This is a genomic window from Humibacillus xanthopallidus (assembly GCF_006716675.1).
Classification (GTDB): domain Bacteria; phylum Actinomycetota; class Actinomycetes; order Actinomycetales; family Dermatophilaceae; genus Humibacillus; species Humibacillus xanthopallidus_B.
Map to the genome: position 1 here is coordinate 411872 of NZ_VFPM01000001.1, position 18323 is coordinate 430194.

An 18323-nucleotide genomic window follows, 5' to 3' on the forward strand; every position below is an offset into this window, starting at 1 on the left:
GCCCGTTAATGTCACGATTGCGTCACATCAGGCGCTCAGGCGACGCTCAGGAGCCCTGCGTCGACCAGTCCCTTGACCGCTGCCTGCACCGCCCGCGAGAGGTCGCCGTCGGGCGGCGGACCGAGCCGCTCGAGCATCGCGGCCTCGAGTGCGCCGAGCGTCGTGCCCCCGTCGACGGCCGCGAGCACCTCCACCCCGAGGCCCGACAGGCGCACGATCCGGTGGGCAGCACCCGACTCCACCATGACGACGGTCCCGCCCTCTGTCTCGAGCCGGTCGACGACGGGCAGGACGGACAGGGCGGTCGTGGGCAGCCAGACGGCGTCGTCGCTCATCGGACCGCCGCCAGCACGTCGCTCACGAGGGGGTCGAGATCGGCGGCGTCGTGGTAGCGCACGACCCGGAGACCGCCGATCGTGTGCAGCAGGTCGGACAGCGCGTGGAGCGGCCGGTCGAGCCGGGCCAAGGACGAGGTCTCGGGGCCAAGCATGACGAGGGCGTCGAGCGGGTCGACCTCCTCGACCTCGACGGGCTCGCCGGGCTCGAGGTCACGCCGCAGAACCACGACCCCGGCGAGCCACGGCGTCACGCGCGGCAGCTCGAGACCGAGCGCGAGGGGCGACGTCTCGTCCTTGGGGCCCCCGCTCGGTCTGCGCACCGACAGCGGCTTGCTGTAGGTCTCGATGACGCGGTCGGCCCGCACCCCCACCGTCTCGTCGGTCACGTAGCCGCGACCGGGACCGAGGGTCCGCACGAGCGTCGTCTTGCCGGTGCCCCCCGGAGCGACGAAGGCGAGCGTGGCACCGGATGCCTGGTCGCTCAGCGCTCCGGCGTGGAACATGAACAGCTCCCCCGCGCGGGCCTGGATCGCCGCCCGCGTCACCTCCTGGGTGATGTGGCTCAAGGTGGACGCGAGCTCGTCGGTGGTGCGGTCGGCTCCCTCGCCGGACGGCCCCGGGGTGCGCACCCGCGGGCCGTCGTCGGCCGGCTCGCAGAGCACCGCCTCCCAGGCCCGCTCGAGCGGCGCGACGAGGGCCTCGTCGGCCGCGTCGATGGCCACCGTGGTGCCGAGCGCCCGCACGTGCAGGACCGACCCGATGCTGTCGGCGCTCATGCCGAGCCCCGGGCGCCCAGCCCTGCGAGCACCGTCGCCATCTGGCCGACGCGTCGTGACCAGTCGATGGAGGCCAGTCGCTCGGGGTCGACGCGACGGGCTGCGAGAGCGCCCGATGACCCTTCTGCGTCGAGGACGCGCGTCACGGCTGAGACGAAGCCGTCGGCATTTGCCACCGTCACGAGCTCGTCGTCCACGTCGCGGAAGCCCGCGACCGGCGTCGAGACGACCGGCCGGCCCGCCGCCTGGTACTCGTAGAGCTTGATCGGGTCGAGGCTGTCGGTGAAGGGCGTGACGACGTGCGGCACGAGGAGCACATCGGCGTGCTGGAGGTGGGCGGGCACCTCGCCGCTAGGTCGCGCCCCGAGGAGCACGACTCCGGCGTCCTCGAGCACGGATCGCTGGGCGGCCTCGAGTGCGTCGGGTCCGAGCAGCACGAGGTGCGCTCGGCCCTCCAGGGCGAGAGCGACCCGGGCGCACAGCGCAACGTCGAGGCGGTCGCCGTGGAGCGTGCCGGCATACAGCACGACGGGACCGCCGGGCAGGCCGGCGGGACGCTCGTGCGCCACCGCGTAGGCCGCCGCATCGACGCCGTTCGGGATGAGGTGGACGACACGGCCCTCACCCTTGCTCGCAGCCAGAGCCGGGGAGCAGACGACCACCTCGTCACAGCGCGACAGCAGCACCGACTCCTGCGCCCGGATGCGAGCCGTCTCGGCGGGCGGGCGGTCGGCCAGGGTCCAGTCGTCGGTGATGTCGTAGAGCGAGCGCCACGTCGTCGCCTCGACCAGCAGCGCCCCGCGGGGGTCGTTGACCCAGAGCGCCGGGTCGCCCATGCCGAGCCCCCGCGCGGCCCGCACGACCTGCCGCGCCCACCGCTCGTCGACCGACCGGTCGACGCGGCGCGGGAGCCACTTCGTCGGCTCGAGGAGCCACAGCGACCCCGCGCGTATGCCGTCCGCCTCGTGGGCGCGTAGCCCGCGGCCGCGTCGTGGCCGGCCGCCGCCCAGTCCGGCATGGAGGGGATCGGTCGCCGGCTCGACGAAGAGCACCCGCAGGGCGGGGTCGCGTCGGAGCAGGCCGGCCACGAGGTGCTGGTTGCGTCGCCACACGGTGTCCCAGGCCTCGAGCGACGTCACGACGAGGTCCACTCAGATCACCTCGCGATAGACGGCCGCGGTCTCGAGCGCCTGGTGCTCCGGGGTGAACCGCTCGCGCTGTGCTCGCTGGAGCGCGGCGCCGTAGGCATCCCGTGCGGCGGGGTCGCGAGCGAGCTCGGCGAGCAGCGAACCGGCGGCGTCGGCGTCACCGGCGGGATGCAGCGCCGCGCCCGGCACGCTGCCGACGGTCTCGAGGTGGCCCCCCGCAGCCACGGCGACGACGGGCAGCGCCTCGGCCATCGCCTCCAGCACGGTGAGGCCGAGCCCCTCGACCCGGCACGGGGCCAGCAGGACCGAGGCGCGCCGCATCAGCTGCGTCACGTCGCCGCGGTGCCCGAGGAAGTCGGTGGAGGGTGCGATGCCGAGCCGGCCCGCCAGGGCCTCGAGGCGCTCCCGCTCGGCTCCGCCCCCCGCGAGCTCGAGGCGCCAGCCTCGCCCGGCCAGTCCCGACCGGGCGAAGGCCGTCATCGCGACCTCCGTCTCCTTCTCCGCCTCGAGGCGCTGGGCGACGAGGACGACCGGGCGCCGCTCCGACGCGGGGATCGTCGAGGCGGTCGACAGGACGCCGGGGTGGATGACCGTGCTGACTCCCCCGATGCTCCGCGCGACGTAGTCACTGATCGCCATCTGAGCCGAGACCCGGGTGGCGGCTGCAGTGGCTGCGAGAGTCGACGCCGGGTTGCTGCCGCGCACTCTCGCGAAGTGCCGGGTGACGACGAGCGGCGTCGATGAGCCGAGCAGCGCTGTGGCGCAAGCGATCTCGGCAGCAGTCATGTGGGCGTGGACGATGTCGGCGCCGCGCTGCCAGTGGCGCACCGCTCGCACCACCTCGGCGACGGTTCGGGCGGGCACGAGACGGGCAGCGCCCTCGACGGCGGCGGCCATCCGGTCCGGGTCGCCGCCGATGACGACGACCTCGTCGCCGGCGGCCACCTGCGCGCACGCGAGCCGTGCCACGTGGCTCTCGACTCCGGCGAAGGCGTCCGAGCGCACGGCGTGCAGGACCCTCACGGACGGCCCCCGTTCGACACCGGGCGGGTCGCAGCGATCGGGTCCGCGCCAGGCGGCTCGCCGAGCAGGTCGTCTCCGCGCGCGTCGGCGAGCGGGTCGATGCCGCGCACGGTGCGCAGCAGGTCGAGGTAGCGCCGGGCCACCCTCGACCACGAGTGCTGCTCGGCTGCGGCCCGGGCGTGACGCGAGAGCTCTGCGGCATCCCCGTCGAGCACCGCGGCGAGGCCCCGTGCGACGGCGTCGGGAGTGGCGTCGACGACCGCGCCGTTGACCCCGTCGACCACGAGGTCCGGCACGCAGCCTGTCGGAGTCGCGACCACGGGCACGCCCGTCGCGAGCGCCTCGAGGACGACGAGACCGAAGGACTCGTAGGCGCTCGGCATCACGAGCACGTCGGCAGCGCGCAACCACGGCCGCGGGTCGGCGTGCGGACCGTCGAAGTGCACCCGCTCCCCGAGCCCGGCCGCGGCGGCCGAGGACGAGGCCTGCGCGACGAGGTCGGGGGTCCCGCCGACGACGTGGAGGTGGGTGCGGTCATCGAGTCTCGCCATCGCCTCGAGGAGCAACGGCAGGCCCTTGCGACCGAACTCGTTGCCGATGAAGAGCACGACGCGGTCGTCGGGCGTGCGACCGAGGGCGGCCCGCGCGTCCGCCCGCTCCGTGTCGCTCGGGGGGCGGAAGCGCTCGATGTCGACCCCGTTGCCGATGACGACCGTCGGGATCGCGAGCCGCGGGTAGCTCTGGCGCAGCAGAGCCTCCTCGGCGCTGACGAGGTTGACGACGACTCGGTGCGACCCGCGCCGGGAGTAGCGGAGACGGTCACGGGTCGTGGTGAAGAGGTGGAGCGGGTTGCGCAGCATCCGCAGCCGGTAGTGCCCCCGGGCGCGCATCGCAGCCTGGACGATGCCGTGGTTGACGTAGACGTCACCGGCCACCACGTCGTTGTGGCAGACCGAGAGCTCCTCGGGGTGGGCGCGCAGGTAGGCGCGGGCGCGACGCGTGCCGACGGTCGAGAACCAGACGACCCGGGTGATGAGCGCCAGCCGGCCTCGCACCCCGCCGCCGGGCTGGGGCAGCCAGTCGCCGCCGGCCTCGCTCAGGGAGAAGCGCCGGACGTCGATGCCGAGCCGGGTCCACTCCTGCTCGAGGTGGTGGGCGACGGCACCGACCCCCGTGCCGGGGCCGATCTCGGGGGTGATCTGCACGATCACGGTCATCGGGCGACCAACGGCTTGGCGGCTCCGGTGGCCTCGGCCGCGGCGTGGGAGTCAGCGCTCTGCTCGGCATGACGTTGCGCGCCCAGGCAGAGACCGAGCACGACGAAGGGCAGCGAGGACTGCACCGCCGCCCAGTAGAGGTCGAACTGGCCCTGGACGAGCCGCGAGACGAGGACGGCCACCGCGAGGGAGCCGTAGACCGGGTCGAGGCGCCACGACACCCGCAGCGCCACGACCATGAGCACGACGAAGCCCAGCAGCCCCAGCACACCAGCCGACGTCAGCACCTCGATCTCGGCGTTGGGGGGCTGGAACTGGAAGGGGAAGCGGTCGGTGTACCACCACCGCAGGCCCACGCCGAACCACGGGTCCGTGCTCCACACCGTGAGCGAGTCCTGGAACCACGAGAGCCGCTGGAGTGCGGAGTTGAACTGGTTGTCGGACTGGAGCTGGTCCTGCACGAGGTTGGTGACACCGACGAGGATCGGCGCGAGGAGCAGCAGGAGGAGCTTGGAGCGTTTGCGGTCGGTGTTGGACCGGAGCACGAGCACGAAGACAGCACCGATGAGGCCGATGAGGGCCTGACGCGACTGGGTGAAGAGGACCGCCGCCACCATGAGGGTCATGAGGACGATCGACAGGGGCTTCGAGAGGCCCGCCCACCGCGGGCGGGCGTAGACCATCGCCGCCCCCAGACCGCAGAGGGTGCCGGCGAAGTTCTTGTGCATGGGGAACGGGATGCTGGGATAGACGGGTGAGAAGTCGCCCTGCGCGAAGTGCATCAGTCCCTCGAAGACCGTGACGACCGCGAGAGCGGCGATCGTGAAGACGAGCAGGCGCACCCCCAGCCGTCCGTAGCCGTTCGCGCCGACCGCCCACCCGACGAGCAGTCCCCCGGCCACCATCATCCACGCGTGGGCCCACTCGACGGCGTTGGCGGCATACGGGTTGTTGACGACGGCCATGAGGGTCGTGAACTGGTAGAAGGCGGAGGCCCAGAGGACGGCGCGCAGCCCGGGTGCGAAGGGTCGCCGTGCCATGAAGAGCGCCGGGATGGTCGCCGCGGCGAGCACGAAGTCCGAGAGGGACAGGTCGACCCCGCCGCCGCCGACGCGGAGCACGACGAGCAGCAGGGGCAGGCACACGAGGGGGATCAACCCCGGCTGCAGGGCCGTGACGCCCATGGCCAGCACGGCCGCGGAGATGACGACCGCAGCCTCCGGCGTCGTCACCGCGAGGCGCGCCACGACAAGCGCGAGCACCACGCCGCCTGCGACGAAGAGGGCCTGCAGGGCGCGCTCTCGCGTCATTGCGCTCTGGAGGCGCTCGCGCACCCGCACACTCATGACGCCTCCGTCGGGGCCGGCACGGTCCGGGCGTCTGCGGGGCGGCTCTCGTGCCGCGCCGGGCCCCGCAGGTAGAGCAGCGCGCGCTCGCGCGCGGCCCGCCGTCCGTCGCCGCGGAGCAGCGCCGCGCGCACGACCGAGCCGGCGACGTTGCCCGCGCGGCTCACCTGCCACCCGAGCGCGCCGTAGTGCTTGCGGAGGTAGATCTCGTGGGCGGCGAGGAAGTGCCCCTCGCGCCGGGACTCGTCGGTGCTCGTCGCGGCGCCCTCGTGCTCGACGTTGACCTCGTCGACGACCCGGTGCCGCCACCCGAGGCGCGTCGCCCGGTAGGCCCAGTCGGTCTCCTCCGAGTAGAGGAAGAAGCGCTCGTCGTCGAAGGGCCCGACCTGCTCGAGCGCCTCCTGCCGGAGCAGCAGCACCGACCCGATGACGTAGGAGCTGCGCCGCAGCCTGCCGAGCCCGGCGGCGTCGACCCACGTGCCAAGCGGCGTCGGGAAGGGCCACGCGACCCGGGAGGGCCGCCCGGTGGCGTCGAACTGTGCGGGACCCACGGTTGCCAGCGTGCCGTCGGCGGCGAGCGCGGCGCGAAGCGTCTCGATGGCTGGCCGGTCGATGACCGCGTCGGGGTTGACGAGCAGCACATCGGCGCGCGGGTCGGCGCGGCGAAGCCCCTCGTTGACTCCAGCGGCGAATCCGCCATTGCGCCCCGGGTCGACGTAGCGGGCCCGCGTCCGCTCCACGACGGCGCGCACCTCGGGCGAGGAGGAGTTGTCGACGACCGTGACGGAGAGCCCGTCGAGCGGTGCGAGGGCGCGGGCGAGCAGCGCCGGCTGGCCGTATGCGACGACGACCACGTCGAGGGGACGCTCCGCGATCGACGCGCTGCCGCCTGTGGTCTCGGTGATGCGATCGTGCGCCGCGAGCCGGTAGAGCCGTTCGTATGCCGTCGCGACCTCGTCCCACGAGCTCGCCTGGGCTCGGCGCAGCCCGTCCGCCACGAGCCGCGAGCGCACGACCGCATCGCTCGTGACCTGCTGGAGCGCCTTGGCCAGTGCCGCCGGGTCGCCCTCCGGCACCACGAGGGCGGCACCGTCGACGGCGCCCGGGAGCGCACCGCTGTCGCTGACGACGACCGGAGTGCCGCAGGCCATCGCCTCGAGGGCCACACGGCCGAACTGCTCGACCCAGCTCGCCGTCGTCAGGGACGGCACGGCCAGGGCGTCCAGGGACCGGTAGAAGTCGGGGAGCGCCTCGGCCGCGAGCGGGCCCACGAACTCGACCCGGTCGGCGATCCCCAGCTGGTCGGCGAGCGCCTCGAGCGACTCCCGCTCCGGACCGTCGCCCGCGACCCGGACGCGAACGGTCGCCTCGAGGGCGGCAGCCCGCACCAGGACGTCCACGCCCTTCGCCGGGTCGAGCCGGCCGGCATACCCCACCAGCGGTGCATCGGCCTGCCCGGAGCGTTCGGCCGCCCCGCCGGCGCGGCGGTCGGCCGCACCGGCGGGGGTGAAGACGGAGAGGTCGGTGCCGAGGTCGATCGTGCGTGCCCGGCCCGGGAAGCCCTTGCGCTCGGCGATGCGCGCTGCCGCGGCGTTGCAGGCGCTGACGCCGCGTGCCCCCCGCAGGGCGGCCCGCTCGACCCAGCGGAAGGGCACCGGGTAGCGCTTGTCGAGGTTCTGCGCCGTGTAGAGCACGTAGGGAGCACGCTGCCGGCGTAGCCAGCGCAGCAGGAGGACCTCGGCTGTCGCGAGCGCGAAGGGCTCCTCGTGGACGTCGATGACGTCGAGGGGCTCGCCCAGCGCCGCCCACAGCGGCCTCGGGTCGTAGACGAAGAGCGCCGGGTGGTGACCGAGGGTCGGGGCCGCGACGACGGCCTCCCCGGGGCGTGGCACGAGGGGCACCTCGCGGCCGCCCTCCTGCCACCGGGCGGCGGAGACGACGGTGACGTCGTGGCCCCGGCGGCGCAGCGCACGCTCGCGCTCGCGCCACGAGTCGACGACGGCGCTGTGGGACACGCGAAGCACCCGCATGCGCCACCCACCCCGCTCTCGTTCGATCCCGGCCCGGTCCGTCCGTGTGGCCCCGCTGCCCACGATGTCTCGGACCCGGCACAACCCCCTCGATCCTATGGGAGGATGCTCGCACGTACTGTCGAGTTGGGCCGGGGGCAAGGTGACGTTCCGGGAGTTCCTCAACGTTCTGGTGGCGCGTTGGCGGATCATCGCACTGACACTTCTCACGGTGATCGCGGCAACGGCTGTCCAGACGATGCTGACGCCTGCCCTCTACACGGCGAGCGCGAAGATCTACCTCTCCGCCACCCAGCCGGCCAACGCCAACGGCCAGAAGGTCGGCGCCTACGCGATCGGCGCCAACGACCTCGCGACCTACGTCGACGTCCTCAACGCACCCTCCGTCCTCGGGCCGCTGCGCCAGACGTTGGGCCTGGCTCCCAACGCGCCGGTCTCGGTGACGGCAGACGTCTCGCAGACCTCCAACATGATGACGATCACCGCGACCGACGGTGATCCGGAGACGGCCGCGCGCATCGCCAACGCGGCCGGGCCCATCCTCGCCGGGGTCGCGACGGAGAAGTTCGCGCCGCTGCTGGCCGCCAACGGCCAGGCCGTCCAGTCCCAGACCGTCGCGGAGGCCGGGGTGCCCGGCGCACCGTCGTCGCCCAACGCCAAGCGCAACCTCATGCTCGGTGCCCTGCTCGGCCTCGCCCTCGGCATCGGGCTCGCGCTGCTCGCGCACTCGCTCGACACCAAGGTCCGCAACGAGGACGACATCAAGGCCCTCTCGAAGCGGCCCATCCTCGGCGACATCCCCATCGTCAAGTCCGCCCGCGACGGCCTGCTCAGCATCGAGAGCGACCCCCACGGGCGCCATGCCGAGGCGATCCGGCGCCTGCGCACCAACATGCTCTTCGTCGACGTGACGACCGGCGGGCACTCCTTCGTTGTCACCTCGTCGGTGCCCGGTGAGGGTAAGACGACGACGACGATCAACCTCGCCATGGCCATGGCCGACGCCGGCTCCAAGGTGCTGCTCATCGACGGCGACCTGCGCAACCCGTCCGTCGCCTCGACGATGGGCCTCGACGGCTCCTTCGGGCTGACGACCCTCCTCCTCGGGCAGGCCGACCCCGGCGACGTCATCCAGCGCTGGCGCGAGAGCACCCTGCACGTGCTGCCGGCCGGGCCGGTGCCGCCGAACCCCTCCGAGCTGCTCGGGTCCGAGCCCATGGAGACGCTCTTCGGCAAGCTCTCGCACGACTTCGACTTCATCCTCGTCGACAGCCCCCCGGTGGTGCCCGTCATCGACGCGGTGCTCATCAACAAGCTGACGCACGGGCTCATCATGGTCGTGGCCGCCGACCGCACCCGCAAGCGCGACCTGGCGAGCGCCGTCCACTCGCTCGAGACGGTCGACGCGCCGGTCGCCGGCTTCGCCCTCAACATGGCGCCCGCCACCTCGACCGCACACCGCTACGGCTACTACGGCCAGAACCGCGCGGTGGGCATGAAGCTCTCCCGGAGCGAGCGCAGGTCGCGCGAGCAGCGCGCCCGCAGGGCTCACAGCCAGGCCTGACGACCAGCGGCCCGCGTCGCTCCGCGTGCGGGCGCTCGGCCCCTCGTGTCAGGTCGCTCGGACCGCGTCGGCCTCGTCGAGCAGTCCGTCGCCGCACAGCGAGTGCACGAAGGCGAGAGCGTCGGCGGCGATGCCCGACGCGGGCACGTCGAAGGCATCTGCCACCCGGTCGATCCACCCGTCGGCGGGGCCCTCGGTCGCCTCGGCCCAGATGACGGCTCCCGCTCCGTCGAGCACGAGGATCGGTCCCGCCGGAAGTCGTGCCACATAGACGGTCGCGCCGTCGCGGCTCACCGTCACCCCGACGTCGGCCGCGGGACGGAAGGCCGGCGTCACCGGTTCCTCCCCTGCCGCGCCGACCGCAGCCGTGCGAGCTGCTCGCGCGCACCGCGCAGCGGGCGGTCGAAGAACTCGGCGATCACCTCGCGTCGCGAGACCGGCCGTCCCCGCACGATGGTGAGGTGCTCGACGTTGACGAGGACCGAGCGTCCGGCGACGTGCGCTTTGGCGCGCAGGCCCCGCGCGGCCCGCACCCGAGCCCGCCACTCCTCCATCCGCGTGCCCCCGCGGGCCGCGACGCGCCACAGGTCGTATGCCGGGTCGTCGCGGTGCTCGTCGAGCTCGCCGAGGATGACAGAGAAGCCCAGACGGGCGTCGAGCCGGTCGACCCAGTCGAGCACCTGCTGACGCTCGTCGTCGGTGGCCCGGTGCCAGAGGTAGTCGACGTCACGGGCCGCCTTGGGGTCCGCGCCCCCGCGCGCCGCGTGGAGCAGGAGCAGGGCCGCCTGGGCCCCCCGGGCGGGCACGGCACAGCTGCGTCCCCCGAGCGTCGTCGTGCGCCGCTCGGACCAGAGCGTCGCGAAGGCCGCCTCGGGCGTCGGACCCGCTCCGGGATAGAGGCGGTGCAGGTCGAGCAGCCCGAAGTCGTGGTGTCGCAGCGTCGCCGAGTGCTCGAACGAGGAGCCGTAGGCGAAGGAGTTGATCAGCTCCCACCCGTGCTGGCGCAGCTCGGCAAGCACCCGGGCCACATGAGCCGGCCGCACGAGCACGTCGGCGTCGGAGAACCCCCGGTCCGGCACGAGCGTGGGGTCGAGGGCGGCACCCTTGACGTGGAGGAGGTCGGCGCCGCACCGGTCGGCGATCCACTGCACGGAGGCGTGAGCGAAGCCGATCCGCACCTCCAGAGGCACCGTCGCCCCCGCCGCGGGGACCTCGGCGACCTCACGGGCTGCCATCGAGCGAACCCCCATAGACTGCAAACGGACTGGTTGACCGCACCTTAACAGCACCTCGGGAGGCGCACGTGTCGCTGCGCACTCGCCTGCAGTGGGCCCTCGCAGGGGTGGCGCTCGGTCTGCTCTTCCTCGCCGCCGCGTGGCTGACCCTGCGCACCGGCACCGGGGCTCGTCTCGACGCCGACGTCCGCGACACGGTGCTCAACTCCATCGACGAGCGCATCCGCCAGGACCTCTCGACCGTCGCGCGGCCGCTCGTCATCGTCGTGCTCGGACCGCTCGTGTGCGTGCTCGCGCTCCTCGCCCTCGTGCGGGGCTCCTGGCGCCGGGCGATCGCGGGCGTCCTCATCCCGACCGTGTCGACCGCCCTCGCCCTGTGGATGCGCGAGGCAGATCCCTTCCACACCGGGCAGACGGCCTTCCCGTCCAACCACGCCGCGGTCGGCCTCAGCCTCGTCGTGGCCGTGATGATCGTGTGGCCGACCCGCGTCAACCGGTGGGGGGTCTTCTCGGGCGCGATCGCGGCCGTCGCCGTCGGGCTGGGCAACGTCTCCTGGTATGCGCACCAGCCGCGCGACGTCGTGGGCAGCGCCCTGCTCGTCGGGTGCGTGACCGCCCTCGTCGTGGCGCTTCTCGGGGGTGACACGCCCAACCTCACGGACGACGTCGGGCGGCGAAGGCCCTCAGACGACTGACTGCCACACCCGCGCGTGGCCCTCGGCGCTCGCCTCCCACGTGAAGCGCCGCGAGCGTTGCCGACCGCGCGCCACCATCGCGGCGACGTCGCTCCCCCCGGAGAGCACGTCGAGGACCCCCTCGGCGAGGGCGGCGCCGTCCGGCTCGACGAGCAGCCCGCCGTCGCCGACGACCTCCGGCAGCGAGGACCGGTTGGCAGCGACCACCGGCACCCCCGCGGCCATGCCCTCGAGCGCCGGCAGCCCGAACCCCTCGACGAGCGAGGGCACGACGACGACGGCGGCGGCGGCATACAGCCCCGGCAGCACGGCGTCGGGAAGCCGGCCGACGAGCCGCACGCCCGGCAGCGATGCGAAGAGCGCGGTGCGCCGCGGGTGCGGCGGGCCGGCGAGCACGAGGGTCGTGTCGGGCCGCGCGGCCTGCACGCGTGGCCAGGCGTCCGCCAGCGCCGCGAGATTCTTGCGTTCCGAGGCACCGCCGGCGGCGAGCACGAAGGGCGTCGTCACGCCGAGATCGGCGAGCTCGTCCACGCCGAGCGGCGCGGCGTCGAAGAAGCGCTGCTCGACGCCGTTGGGCACGACGACCGGCGCGTCGAGACCGAGCAGGTCGACGGCCTCCGAGGCCGTGAACTCGGAGACGCAGATGACCGCCGCCGCACGGCGCAGCTCGGCGGCGGCCGCGGCCACGGGCGGTGACTCGTCGGGGTAGCGCCACGCGACGACGTCGTGCAGGGTGACGACCTCGTGGGGCGCCGGCGGCAGCTCGAGGGTCATCCGGTGCACGAGGTCGGCCCGCCCGTACGCCACCCGTCCGGCCGCACCGCGCACGCGCTCGGAGGCTGCGGTGAGCCGGCCCATCGGCAGCCGGCGGGTGCCGGGCAGGGTCGAGCGGAGCGACCTGACCACGATGTTGCGCACGCGCCAGTCCTCCCCCGGGGCAACGGCCGCCAGGGCCGCCGGGGCCCGCGAGATGACGTGCTGCTCGTAGGCCTGGGCGCCCATCGGCACGGCCGTGGCGGTGGAGACGATGCTGAGCCGGGGCACGCTGTTCCTGACTGTCGTGGGGTGCACCCGCATCGTAGGCGGGACGGGACGGCGCCACGGCGCCTGCCGGTGGGGAAGGATGAGCCGGTGCCCACTCGCGTCGCGCTCGTCGCCTCGTCCTACCACCCCCACCTCGGCGGGGTGGAGTCCCACGTGCGTCACGTCGCGAGCGAGCTGCGCGCGGCCGGCACCGACGTCGAGGTGTGGACCGTCGACCGGGGCGAGCACCTCGGCACGACGGAGCTCGACGACATCCGGGTGCGGCACCTGCCGACCCCGATGCCCGCCCGCAGTGTGGGCGCGATGGCCCGCTTCGCGCTGGCGGCCCCCGGGGCTTGGCGCGCGTGGCGCTCCGCCCAGCGCTCCTTCCGCCCCGACGTCCTGCACGTGCAGTGCTTCGGCCCCAACGGGCTGTATGCCGCCGCGCTGGCGAGGCGCGCCCGGCTCCCCCTCGTGCTCTCGTCGCACGGCGAGACCTTCATGGACGACCACGACGCCTTCGGCACCTCTGCCCTCCTGCGCCGCGGCTTACGCGAGGCGATCTCGGCGGCGACCGTGACGACGGGCTGCTCGCAGGAGGTGCTCGACGACCTGCGCGACCGCTTCGGCCTCGTCGGTGGTGTCGTCGTGCCCAACGGCGTCGGGCCGGCACCGGAGCAACCGTCCGGACCGCCGCGACGCGGCCTGCTCGGTCTCGGCGCCGGTGACCGCGTCGTCTTCGCCGTCGGCCGCCTCGAGCGGATGAAGGGCTTCGACCTGCTCGTCGACGCGGTTGCCGCCCTCGACGACCCGTCGGTGACGCTCGTCGTCGCAGGCTCCGGCTCGCAGGCGGACCCGCTCGCTGCCCTGGCCCAGAGCCGTGGCCTCGGCGACCGCTTCCGGCTCGTCGGTCCGCTCGACGAGGCCGGTGTCGATGCGTGGATGCGCGACGCCCAGGTCGTCGCGATGCCGAGCCGCCGTGAGGCCTTCGGCATCGTCGCGCTCGAGGCGTGGCGGGCCGGATCGCCTTTGGTGGCAACGAGTCTCGGCGGCCCGTCGACGTTCGTGCAATCCGGGGTCGACGGTCTCGTCGTCGATCCCCGCGACACCGCCACCCTCGCAGCGGCCCTGCGGCGGGTGCTCGACGACCGCGCCTTCGCGGCGTCGCTCGCCGCTGCGGGCCGGCGCTCGGTCGAGGCCTTCACATGGACCCGCGTGGCGCGGGACTACACCGCGATCTATGCGTCGGCCGTCGTGCCGCCGTCGGGGCCGTCGGGGCCGTCGGGCACGCTGCCGAGCAGGTCCTGAATCGAGGGGGCCGGCCGGCGTTCTCGTCGCCGGTGCACGAGGCGCCACACGACCGGCTCGGGCACGAGAAGCAGGGCGCGGTCGGAGACGTGCGGCAGCAGCGACCACGCGGCGCGGTAGGTGCGGGCGAACTCGCCGAGGTGGCGGTCGCGCAGCAGGGGCCAGAGCAGCCGCCGGAGCTCGCGCCGGTAGACCGGCCCGTAGGCCGTCAGCGGCAGGGGCGCCCGGTCGCCGGCACGCTGCCACGCGAGCTGGCGAGAGCGGATGATCGACCGCGCCGCAGCGGGGTCCGGTCGGCGGGTGTCCTGCCCCGGATGGAGGCGGTAGTAGAGCAGGCGCTCAGGGATCAGGAGCCACTCGGCGTGGCGTGCCACGAGGGTGAGGAGCAGGTGGTCCTCACCGGGTCGCACACCCTCGGGCACGGGCGCCAGCGACTGCAGCAGCGAGCGCCGCACGACGCTCGAGCCGATGACACCCCGGTTGCGCTCGAGCATGAGGGCGAGGCTGTGGCCCTCGATGTCGAGGTATCGCATGTCGTTGAGCTGCGCCGCGTGCTCTGCTGCGGACTCGAGCTCGGCAACGGTCGCACCGACGAGCTCGGCCCGCAGCTCGCTGACCCGCTCGAGCCCCGACCCGGGCGTCGTGAAGGTCCAGAAGGCCGTGCGCACCGCGGCGCACCCCGGGTGGGCCGCGATGTGCTCGGCGGTCACCTGCTGCTTGCGCGGGGCCCACAGGTCGTCGTCGTCGACGAAGGCCACCCACTCGGCCCGGGCCCGCTCGATGCCCCGCTGTCGGGCGACCCCGGCGCCGACCGGCCGCTCGGTGACGAGGACGTCGAGGTCGGGCTCGGTCCGCCGCAGGTGCTCGGCCGCCGCCGGGTTGCCGTCGACGACGACGATGACCGACCGCGCCGGCAGGCTCTGGCCCCGGACGCTGTCGAGCGTCGAACGGAGCATGCCGAGGTCGCGCCCGTGGGTGGGGATGACGACGTCGTAGTCGAGCCGTGCGGCCGACGTCATGCGGCGACCCGGCCGGTGATGAGCCGGACCACGATGCCGCCGACGGGCCGGACGGGTGCCGGCAGTCCGCGCGACAGCACCTCGGCGTCCGTCGGGGTGAGGCCGCTGCGCAGGAGGCGCACGCCACCGAGGTAGGCCGCGGTGCCCAGCAGCCCGAGGGCGATCGCGCGCACGAGGGGTGGCACCCCCACACCTTCGCTGGCGAAGAAGGCGACGGCCGCCACGACGCTGCCGTGCAGCACCGGCACCGTGTCGGTGAGCAGGTCCACCACCCGGAGCCCGAGCTGGCGCAGCTCGAGGCGCAGGAGGATGGACAGCGTCGTCAGGGCGCCTGCCGCGTTGGCGATCACCGCGCCCCACACGCCGATCGACGGGATGAGCGCGAAGGCCAGACCGAGGTCGAGGGCGAGCGCGACGAGGTTCGCCTTGAGGATGGAGCCTCCGGACAGGCGCGAGGTGACGAAGGCATAGACGGGGTTGAAGCAGGTGACGAGGCCCGCCGAGATGCTGAGGGCCACGACGACGGGCGCGGCCTGCGCGAACTCTGCCCCGTAGAGGCTCGGCACGAGCGCGGCGAGCGGGGCGATCACGCCGGCGCACAGGAGCCCGACGACCGTGCTCCCGACTCGCATGACCCGGCGAAAGGCCGGCTGCACCGCAGCGCTGTCGACCTCGCGCAGCCCCGAGATCGCCGGGATGAGCGGGCCGAGGAAGGCCTGCGCCGGCGCGAAGACGTGGCTCGACAGGCCGAAGGCGAGCGCGAAGATGCCGACTGCCGCCGGTGTCGCGATCGCGTTCATCACGAAGATCTCGCTGCGCGAGGTGACGAGGCCCCCCACGACGCCCGAGGCGCCCATGAGCACGGCGAAGCGCAGGAAGCCCGGCGGCAGCTGCCGGGGCAGCGTCGGCCGCAGCACGGCGCGGCGGTACGCCTTGGAGATCGGGATGAGGCACATCGCGATCGCGACGCCCGAGACGATGAGCCTCGTGAACCACACCGCCTCGGGGGTGCCCACGAGCAGGAGCACCGCGACGACGGCGGCCTGGGTGACGAGCGAGGTGATGAGGGTGATCTTGGCGCCCGCGGCGGTCTTGTTCTCGATGCCGAGGCAGGCGGCCGCACCGTCGAGCGTCGAGGGCAGCACGACGCCGAAGACGACGGCGACGGCGATGGCCGCCGGGGAGACGTCGGTGGCGAAGACGACGACGAGCGAGAGGATCGGCATCGCGAAGAGCACGCGGAAGCCCTGCCACTTCGACAGGAGCGCGGCCACCTCCTGGGTGCGCCCGGCCGCGTGGGCCTTGGACCCGAACTGCATGACGGCAGCCCCGAAGCCCGACGCGAGCAGGCCCGAGACGAACTCCATGAGCGCCGTGAGGAAGGCGAGACGCCCGTAGTCGGCCGCACCGAGCACCCGGGCGATGAGCAGGTTGACGACGAAGGCGACCGGGATGGCGATGACGGTGTGGATCATCGTCCACGTCACCCCGCGCACGGCCCGCTCCTGCAGCGCGCCGCGGTTGAGGGCCTCCTCCGTGGGCTGGCCGAGCACGGCCGCCGGGCCGAGCTCGTCGGGGTCTTGGGGCGGCATACCGTCGGGGGTGGTCACGCCGCCCCGCTCAGCTGGTCGAGCCGCTCGAGCACGGCGGGGTCGGCGAAGTCCTCGACCTTGCGGCCGAACGGCGAGCCGGAGGCCTCGATGTCGTGCAGCTGCTCCTGCCACGACAGCACCCGGTCCTCGGGCAGCCGGTGGCTCACGGTGCGGGCGGAGACCGGTGCGCGGTGCCGGGCGAGGACGGTCTGCAGGGCGCTCTCGTCGGGGATGATCGTGTGGCGGTAGACCCGCTCGAGCGGGGCACCGGGTGCCAGCTCGGTGAGCACCTGGTCGAGGCCGGTGCGGTCGAGGGCCACCCACTGCGACCCGAGCTGGCACGGCGTGCCAGTGGTGAAGGGGTTGCGCACCCGACGCACCCCGACGTGGGCGCCGGGCCCCCGCTCGACGAGCCGCACCGAGACGAGTGGCTCGGTGCGGTGAGCGACCGCCCAGACCAGCCGGGCGAGCCGACCCTTGCGACGGAGGGTGGCATCGAGCAGCGGCGCGCGCCACCAGCGGTAGGCGTAGCGCGTCATCGTCTGGTCGCCGGTGCCGTCGGCCCCGCCCCAGCGCGGGCGGTAGGTGACGGGGCGCACCTGCCCCTGCCATCCGCCGGCGGCGACGAGCTCGCGCTCCCACGCGGCGAGGTCGACGGCCGGGTGGCACTGCCCCGACACGAGCACGACGAGGTCGGGGTCGACCGCCTCGCGGGCGCGGCGGAAGCCCCCGAGCGTCGCCTCGACGAGCTCCCAGGAGCCCCAGTCGGTCGCCAGCCCGTGGGTCCACACCTGCACCCGCTCGTCGTCGAACCGCGGCGCCGGCGTGGCCCGCGCGTCGTGGGCGACGAGCACGAAGCTGTGCGGGCTCGACCTGCGGATCGCGCCGACGAGGTGCGCCAGCCGGTCGGCCGACGCGTGCGAGAGCACGACGTATGCCGCGGTGACCGGCGGCGCGGTCACCCGCCCGTCACCCGCCCGTCACCGGTGCGGCGCGCAGCGAGACGGGTGCGCGCGGCGACCGTCGTGCCGGCCGCGAGCCCGCCCAGGGTCGCGGAGGCGTGCAGCGCCTTGCCGCCGAGCGAGCGCACCCGCTGGCGGGGGCTGCGGTCGCCGTCGACGAGCGCCTTGGCCCCCTCGGCGACGGTGCCGCCGACGCCACGCAGCGTGGTGCCGACGTAGCGCCGCAGGATCGGGGCACCCATGCCGAAGGTGTGCGAGAGCAGCACGATGTGGTTGCGGTGGCCGTAGTAGGTGTAGCGCACGTCGAAGCGGCGGCCCCGCGTGTAGGGCGCGGCGACGTGCTCGACGAGGGCCGACGGCGTGTAGACGATGCGCCAGCCGGCCCGCCCGATGCGCAGCATGATGTCGCTTTCCTCGCGCAGGCACGTGCCCGGGAAGAGGTCGACGATGCCGCCGATGCCGTCGACCGCCGTCCGGCGCACCGACATGTTGGCTCCGAGCACGTGGTCGACCTCGATGTCGTGGCCGGTGTCGGCGGCGAAGTTGCCCGTCAGCGTGCCGTCGGGCAGCAGGCGCCCCACCTCGTCGAGGCCCTCGAGCTCCTCACCCGGTCGCCCGTTGCTCGCGCGACCGCCCACGGCGCCCACCGCCGGGTCGGCGTAGCGGGCCACGATGTTCTCGAGCCAGTCGGGCTCGGCGTACGCGTCGTCGTCGATGAAGGCGATGATGTCGGAGCGCGTCTCGGCGACCCCGATCGCGCGCGAGGTGGCAAGGGTGCCCGGCCCGGCGTCGTTGCGGATGTAGCGCACCCCCGGGAAGTCGGCGACGACGTCGGCGGTCAGCCGGTGCGGCGAGGAGTCGACGACGACGATCTCGTCGGGGGTGAGGGTCTGCTTCTCGAGGTGCTCGAGGCAGATCCGCACGTTGTCGGGGCGGTTGAACGTCGCGACGACGACGTCGACCGACGGGGACGTGGCGTCAGACATGGCAGGAGTATCGCACTGGCCGAGGGCCGCGGTGACCGCCCCGGGTGCCCCGTGGGCGCCC

Annotated in this window: 17 protein-coding genes; 3 read left to right on the top strand and 14 right to left on the bottom strand. The window is 73.9% G+C overall.

Annotated features, from left to right (window positions below; all coding sequences use genetic code 11):
* Positions 1 to 35 precede the first annotated feature (35 nt).
* The 7 genes from FBY41_RS01730 to FBY41_RS01760 are packed head-to-tail and all read right to left on the bottom strand — an operon-like array spanning position 36 to position 7863.
* On the bottom strand, positions 36 to 335 hold the full coding sequence (locus FBY41_RS01730) for a PqqD family peptide modification chaperone (RefSeq protein ID WP_141841698.1): 300 nt from the start codon (positions 333 to 335) through the stop codon (positions 36 to 38).
* Positions 332 to 1114, bottom strand: a complete 783-nt coding sequence (locus tag FBY41_RS01735; RefSeq protein WP_141841699.1) for a hypothetical protein — start codon at positions 1112 to 1114, stop codon at positions 332 to 334. The genes FBY41_RS01730 and FBY41_RS01735 overlap by 4 nt, the downstream gene beginning before the upstream one ends.
* Complete coding sequence (locus FBY41_RS01740; RefSeq protein WP_141841700.1) at positions 1111 to 2265, bottom strand: glycosyltransferase; 1155 nt, start codon at positions 2263 to 2265, stop codon at positions 1111 to 1113. The genes FBY41_RS01735 and FBY41_RS01740 overlap by 4 nt, the downstream gene beginning before the upstream one ends.
* Positions 2266 to 3285 carry a glycosyltransferase family 4 protein gene (locus FBY41_RS01745; RefSeq protein WP_185748842.1) on the bottom strand — a complete coding sequence of 340 codons (1020 nt, stop codon included), beginning with the start codon at positions 3283 to 3285 and terminating at the stop codon, positions 2266 to 2268.
* Positions 3282 to 4502, bottom strand: a complete 1221-nt coding sequence (locus FBY41_RS01750; protein ID WP_141841702.1) for a glycosyltransferase family 4 protein — start codon at positions 4500 to 4502, stop codon at positions 3282 to 3284. Before FBY41_RS01750 ends, FBY41_RS01745 begins: the two co-directional genes overlap by 4 nt.
* Positions 4499 to 5848 carry an O-antigen ligase family protein gene (locus tag FBY41_RS01755; protein ID WP_141841703.1) on the bottom strand — a complete coding sequence of 450 codons (1350 nt, stop codon included), beginning with the start codon at positions 5846 to 5848 and terminating at the stop codon, positions 4499 to 4501. Before FBY41_RS01755 ends, FBY41_RS01750 begins: the two co-directional genes overlap by 4 nt.
* Positions 5845 to 7863, bottom strand: coding sequence for a glycosyltransferase (locus FBY41_RS01760; protein ID WP_260439501.1), 2019 nt, complete (start codon positions 7861 to 7863; stop codon positions 5845 to 5847). Before FBY41_RS01760 ends, FBY41_RS01755 begins: the two co-directional genes overlap by 4 nt.
* A 112-nt stretch (positions 7864 to 7975) precedes the next feature.
* On the opposite strand from FBY41_RS01760, the gene FBY41_RS01765 reads away from it, so the two are divergent.
* Complete coding sequence (locus FBY41_RS01765) at positions 7976 to 9442, top strand: polysaccharide biosynthesis tyrosine autokinase (RefSeq protein ID WP_260439502.1); 1467 nt, start codon at positions 7976 to 7978, stop codon at positions 9440 to 9442.
* A gap of 48 nt (positions 9443 to 9490) precedes the next feature.
* On the opposite strand, the gene FBY41_RS01770 is transcribed toward FBY41_RS01765, so the two are convergent.
* Together FBY41_RS01770 and FBY41_RS01775 are read right to left on the bottom strand one after the other, a co-directional pair.
* A complete protein-coding gene (locus tag FBY41_RS01770) occupies positions 9491 to 9778 on the bottom strand; it encodes a PqqD family protein (protein WP_141841706.1) in 288 nt (95 codons plus the stop codon).
* A complete protein-coding gene (locus FBY41_RS01775) occupies positions 9775 to 10677 on the bottom strand; it encodes a nucleotidyltransferase family protein (protein WP_185748843.1) in 903 nt (300 codons plus the stop codon). The genes FBY41_RS01770 and FBY41_RS01775 overlap by 4 nt, the downstream gene beginning before the upstream one ends.
* Positions 10678 to 10745: 68 nt before the next feature.
* Here FBY41_RS01775 and FBY41_RS01780 point away from each other — a divergent pair, with 68 nt between their 5' ends.
* On the top strand, positions 10746 to 11372 hold the full coding sequence (locus FBY41_RS01780) for a phosphatase PAP2 family protein (RefSeq protein WP_141841708.1): 627 nt from the start codon (positions 10746 to 10748) through the stop codon (positions 11370 to 11372).
* Here FBY41_RS01780 and FBY41_RS01785 read toward each other — a convergent pair.
* Positions 11361 to 12416: a glycosyltransferase family 4 protein gene (locus FBY41_RS01785; RefSeq protein ID WP_141841709.1), complete on the bottom strand. Its 1056-nt coding sequence runs from the start codon at positions 12414 to 12416 to the stop codon at positions 11361 to 11363. The two genes, FBY41_RS01780 and FBY41_RS01785, sit on opposite strands and share 12 nt — an antisense overlap.
* Before the next feature lie 87 nt (positions 12417 to 12503).
* Here FBY41_RS01785 and FBY41_RS01790 point away from each other — a divergent pair, with 87 nt between their 5' ends.
* On the top strand, positions 12504 to 13703 hold the full coding sequence (locus tag FBY41_RS01790; RefSeq protein ID WP_185748844.1) for a glycosyltransferase family 4 protein: 1200 nt from the start codon (positions 12504 to 12506) through the stop codon (positions 13701 to 13703).
* On the opposite strand, the gene FBY41_RS01795 is transcribed toward FBY41_RS01790, so the two are convergent.
* The 4 genes from FBY41_RS01795 to FBY41_RS01805 are packed head-to-tail and all read right to left on the bottom strand — an operon-like array spanning position 13634 to position 18262.
* Positions 13634 to 14722: a glycosyltransferase family A protein gene (locus FBY41_RS01795; protein WP_141841711.1), complete on the bottom strand. Its 1089-nt coding sequence runs from the start codon at positions 14720 to 14722 to the stop codon at positions 13634 to 13636. The genes FBY41_RS01790 and FBY41_RS01795 overlap by 70 nt on opposite strands.
* Positions 14719 to 16332 carry an oligosaccharide flippase family protein gene (locus FBY41_RS01800; RefSeq protein WP_185748845.1) on the bottom strand — a complete coding sequence of 538 codons (1614 nt, stop codon included), beginning with the start codon at positions 16330 to 16332 and terminating at the stop codon, positions 14719 to 14721. The genes FBY41_RS01795 and FBY41_RS01800 overlap by 4 nt, the downstream gene beginning before the upstream one ends.
* Positions 16329 to 17276 (bottom strand): hypothetical protein, encoded by a 948-nt coding sequence (locus tag FBY41_RS23245; RefSeq protein WP_185748846.1) that lies wholly within the window; start codon positions 17274 to 17276, stop codon positions 16329 to 16331. Before FBY41_RS23245 ends, FBY41_RS01800 begins: the two co-directional genes overlap by 4 nt.
* On the bottom strand, positions 17273 to 18262 hold the full coding sequence (locus tag FBY41_RS01805) for a glycosyltransferase family 2 protein (protein WP_141841713.1): 990 nt from the start codon (positions 18260 to 18262) through the stop codon (positions 17273 to 17275). The genes FBY41_RS23245 and FBY41_RS01805 overlap by 4 nt, the downstream gene beginning before the upstream one ends.
* Positions 18263 to 18323: the final 61 nt, after the last annotated feature.

Excerpts from the sequence above, each read along its gene's own strand:
- FBY41_RS01730 (WP_141841698.1), bottom strand. The coding sequence starts at position 335 with ATGAGCGACGACGCCGTCTGGCTGCCCACGACCGCCCTGTCCGTCCTG.
- FBY41_RS01735 (WP_141841699.1), bottom strand. The coding sequence starts at position 1,114 with ATGAGCGCCGACAGCATCGGGTCGGTCCTGCACGTGCGGGCGCTCGGC.
- FBY41_RS01750 (WP_141841702.1), bottom strand. The coding sequence starts at position 4,502 with ATGACCGTGATCGTGCAGATCACCCCCGAGATCGGCCCCGGCACGGGG.
- FBY41_RS01755 (WP_141841703.1), bottom strand. The coding sequence starts at position 5,848 with ATGAGTGTGCGGGTGCGCGAGCGCCTCCAGAGCGCAATGACGCGAGAG.
- FBY41_RS01765 (WP_260439502.1), top strand. The coding sequence starts at position 7,976 with ATGGGAGGATGCTCGCACGTACTGTCGAGTTGGGCCGGGGGCAAGGTG.
- FBY41_RS01775 (WP_185748843.1), bottom strand. The coding sequence starts at position 10,677 with ATGGCAGCCCGTGAGGTCGCCGAGGTCCCCGCGGCGGGGGCGACGGTG.
- FBY41_RS01795 (WP_141841711.1), bottom strand. The coding sequence starts at position 14,722 with ATGACGTCGGCCGCACGGCTCGACTACGACGTCGTCATCCCCACCCAC.
- FBY41_RS01805 (WP_141841713.1), bottom strand. The coding sequence starts at position 18,262 with ATGTCTGACGCCACGTCCCCGTCGGTCGACGTCGTCGTCGCGACGTTC.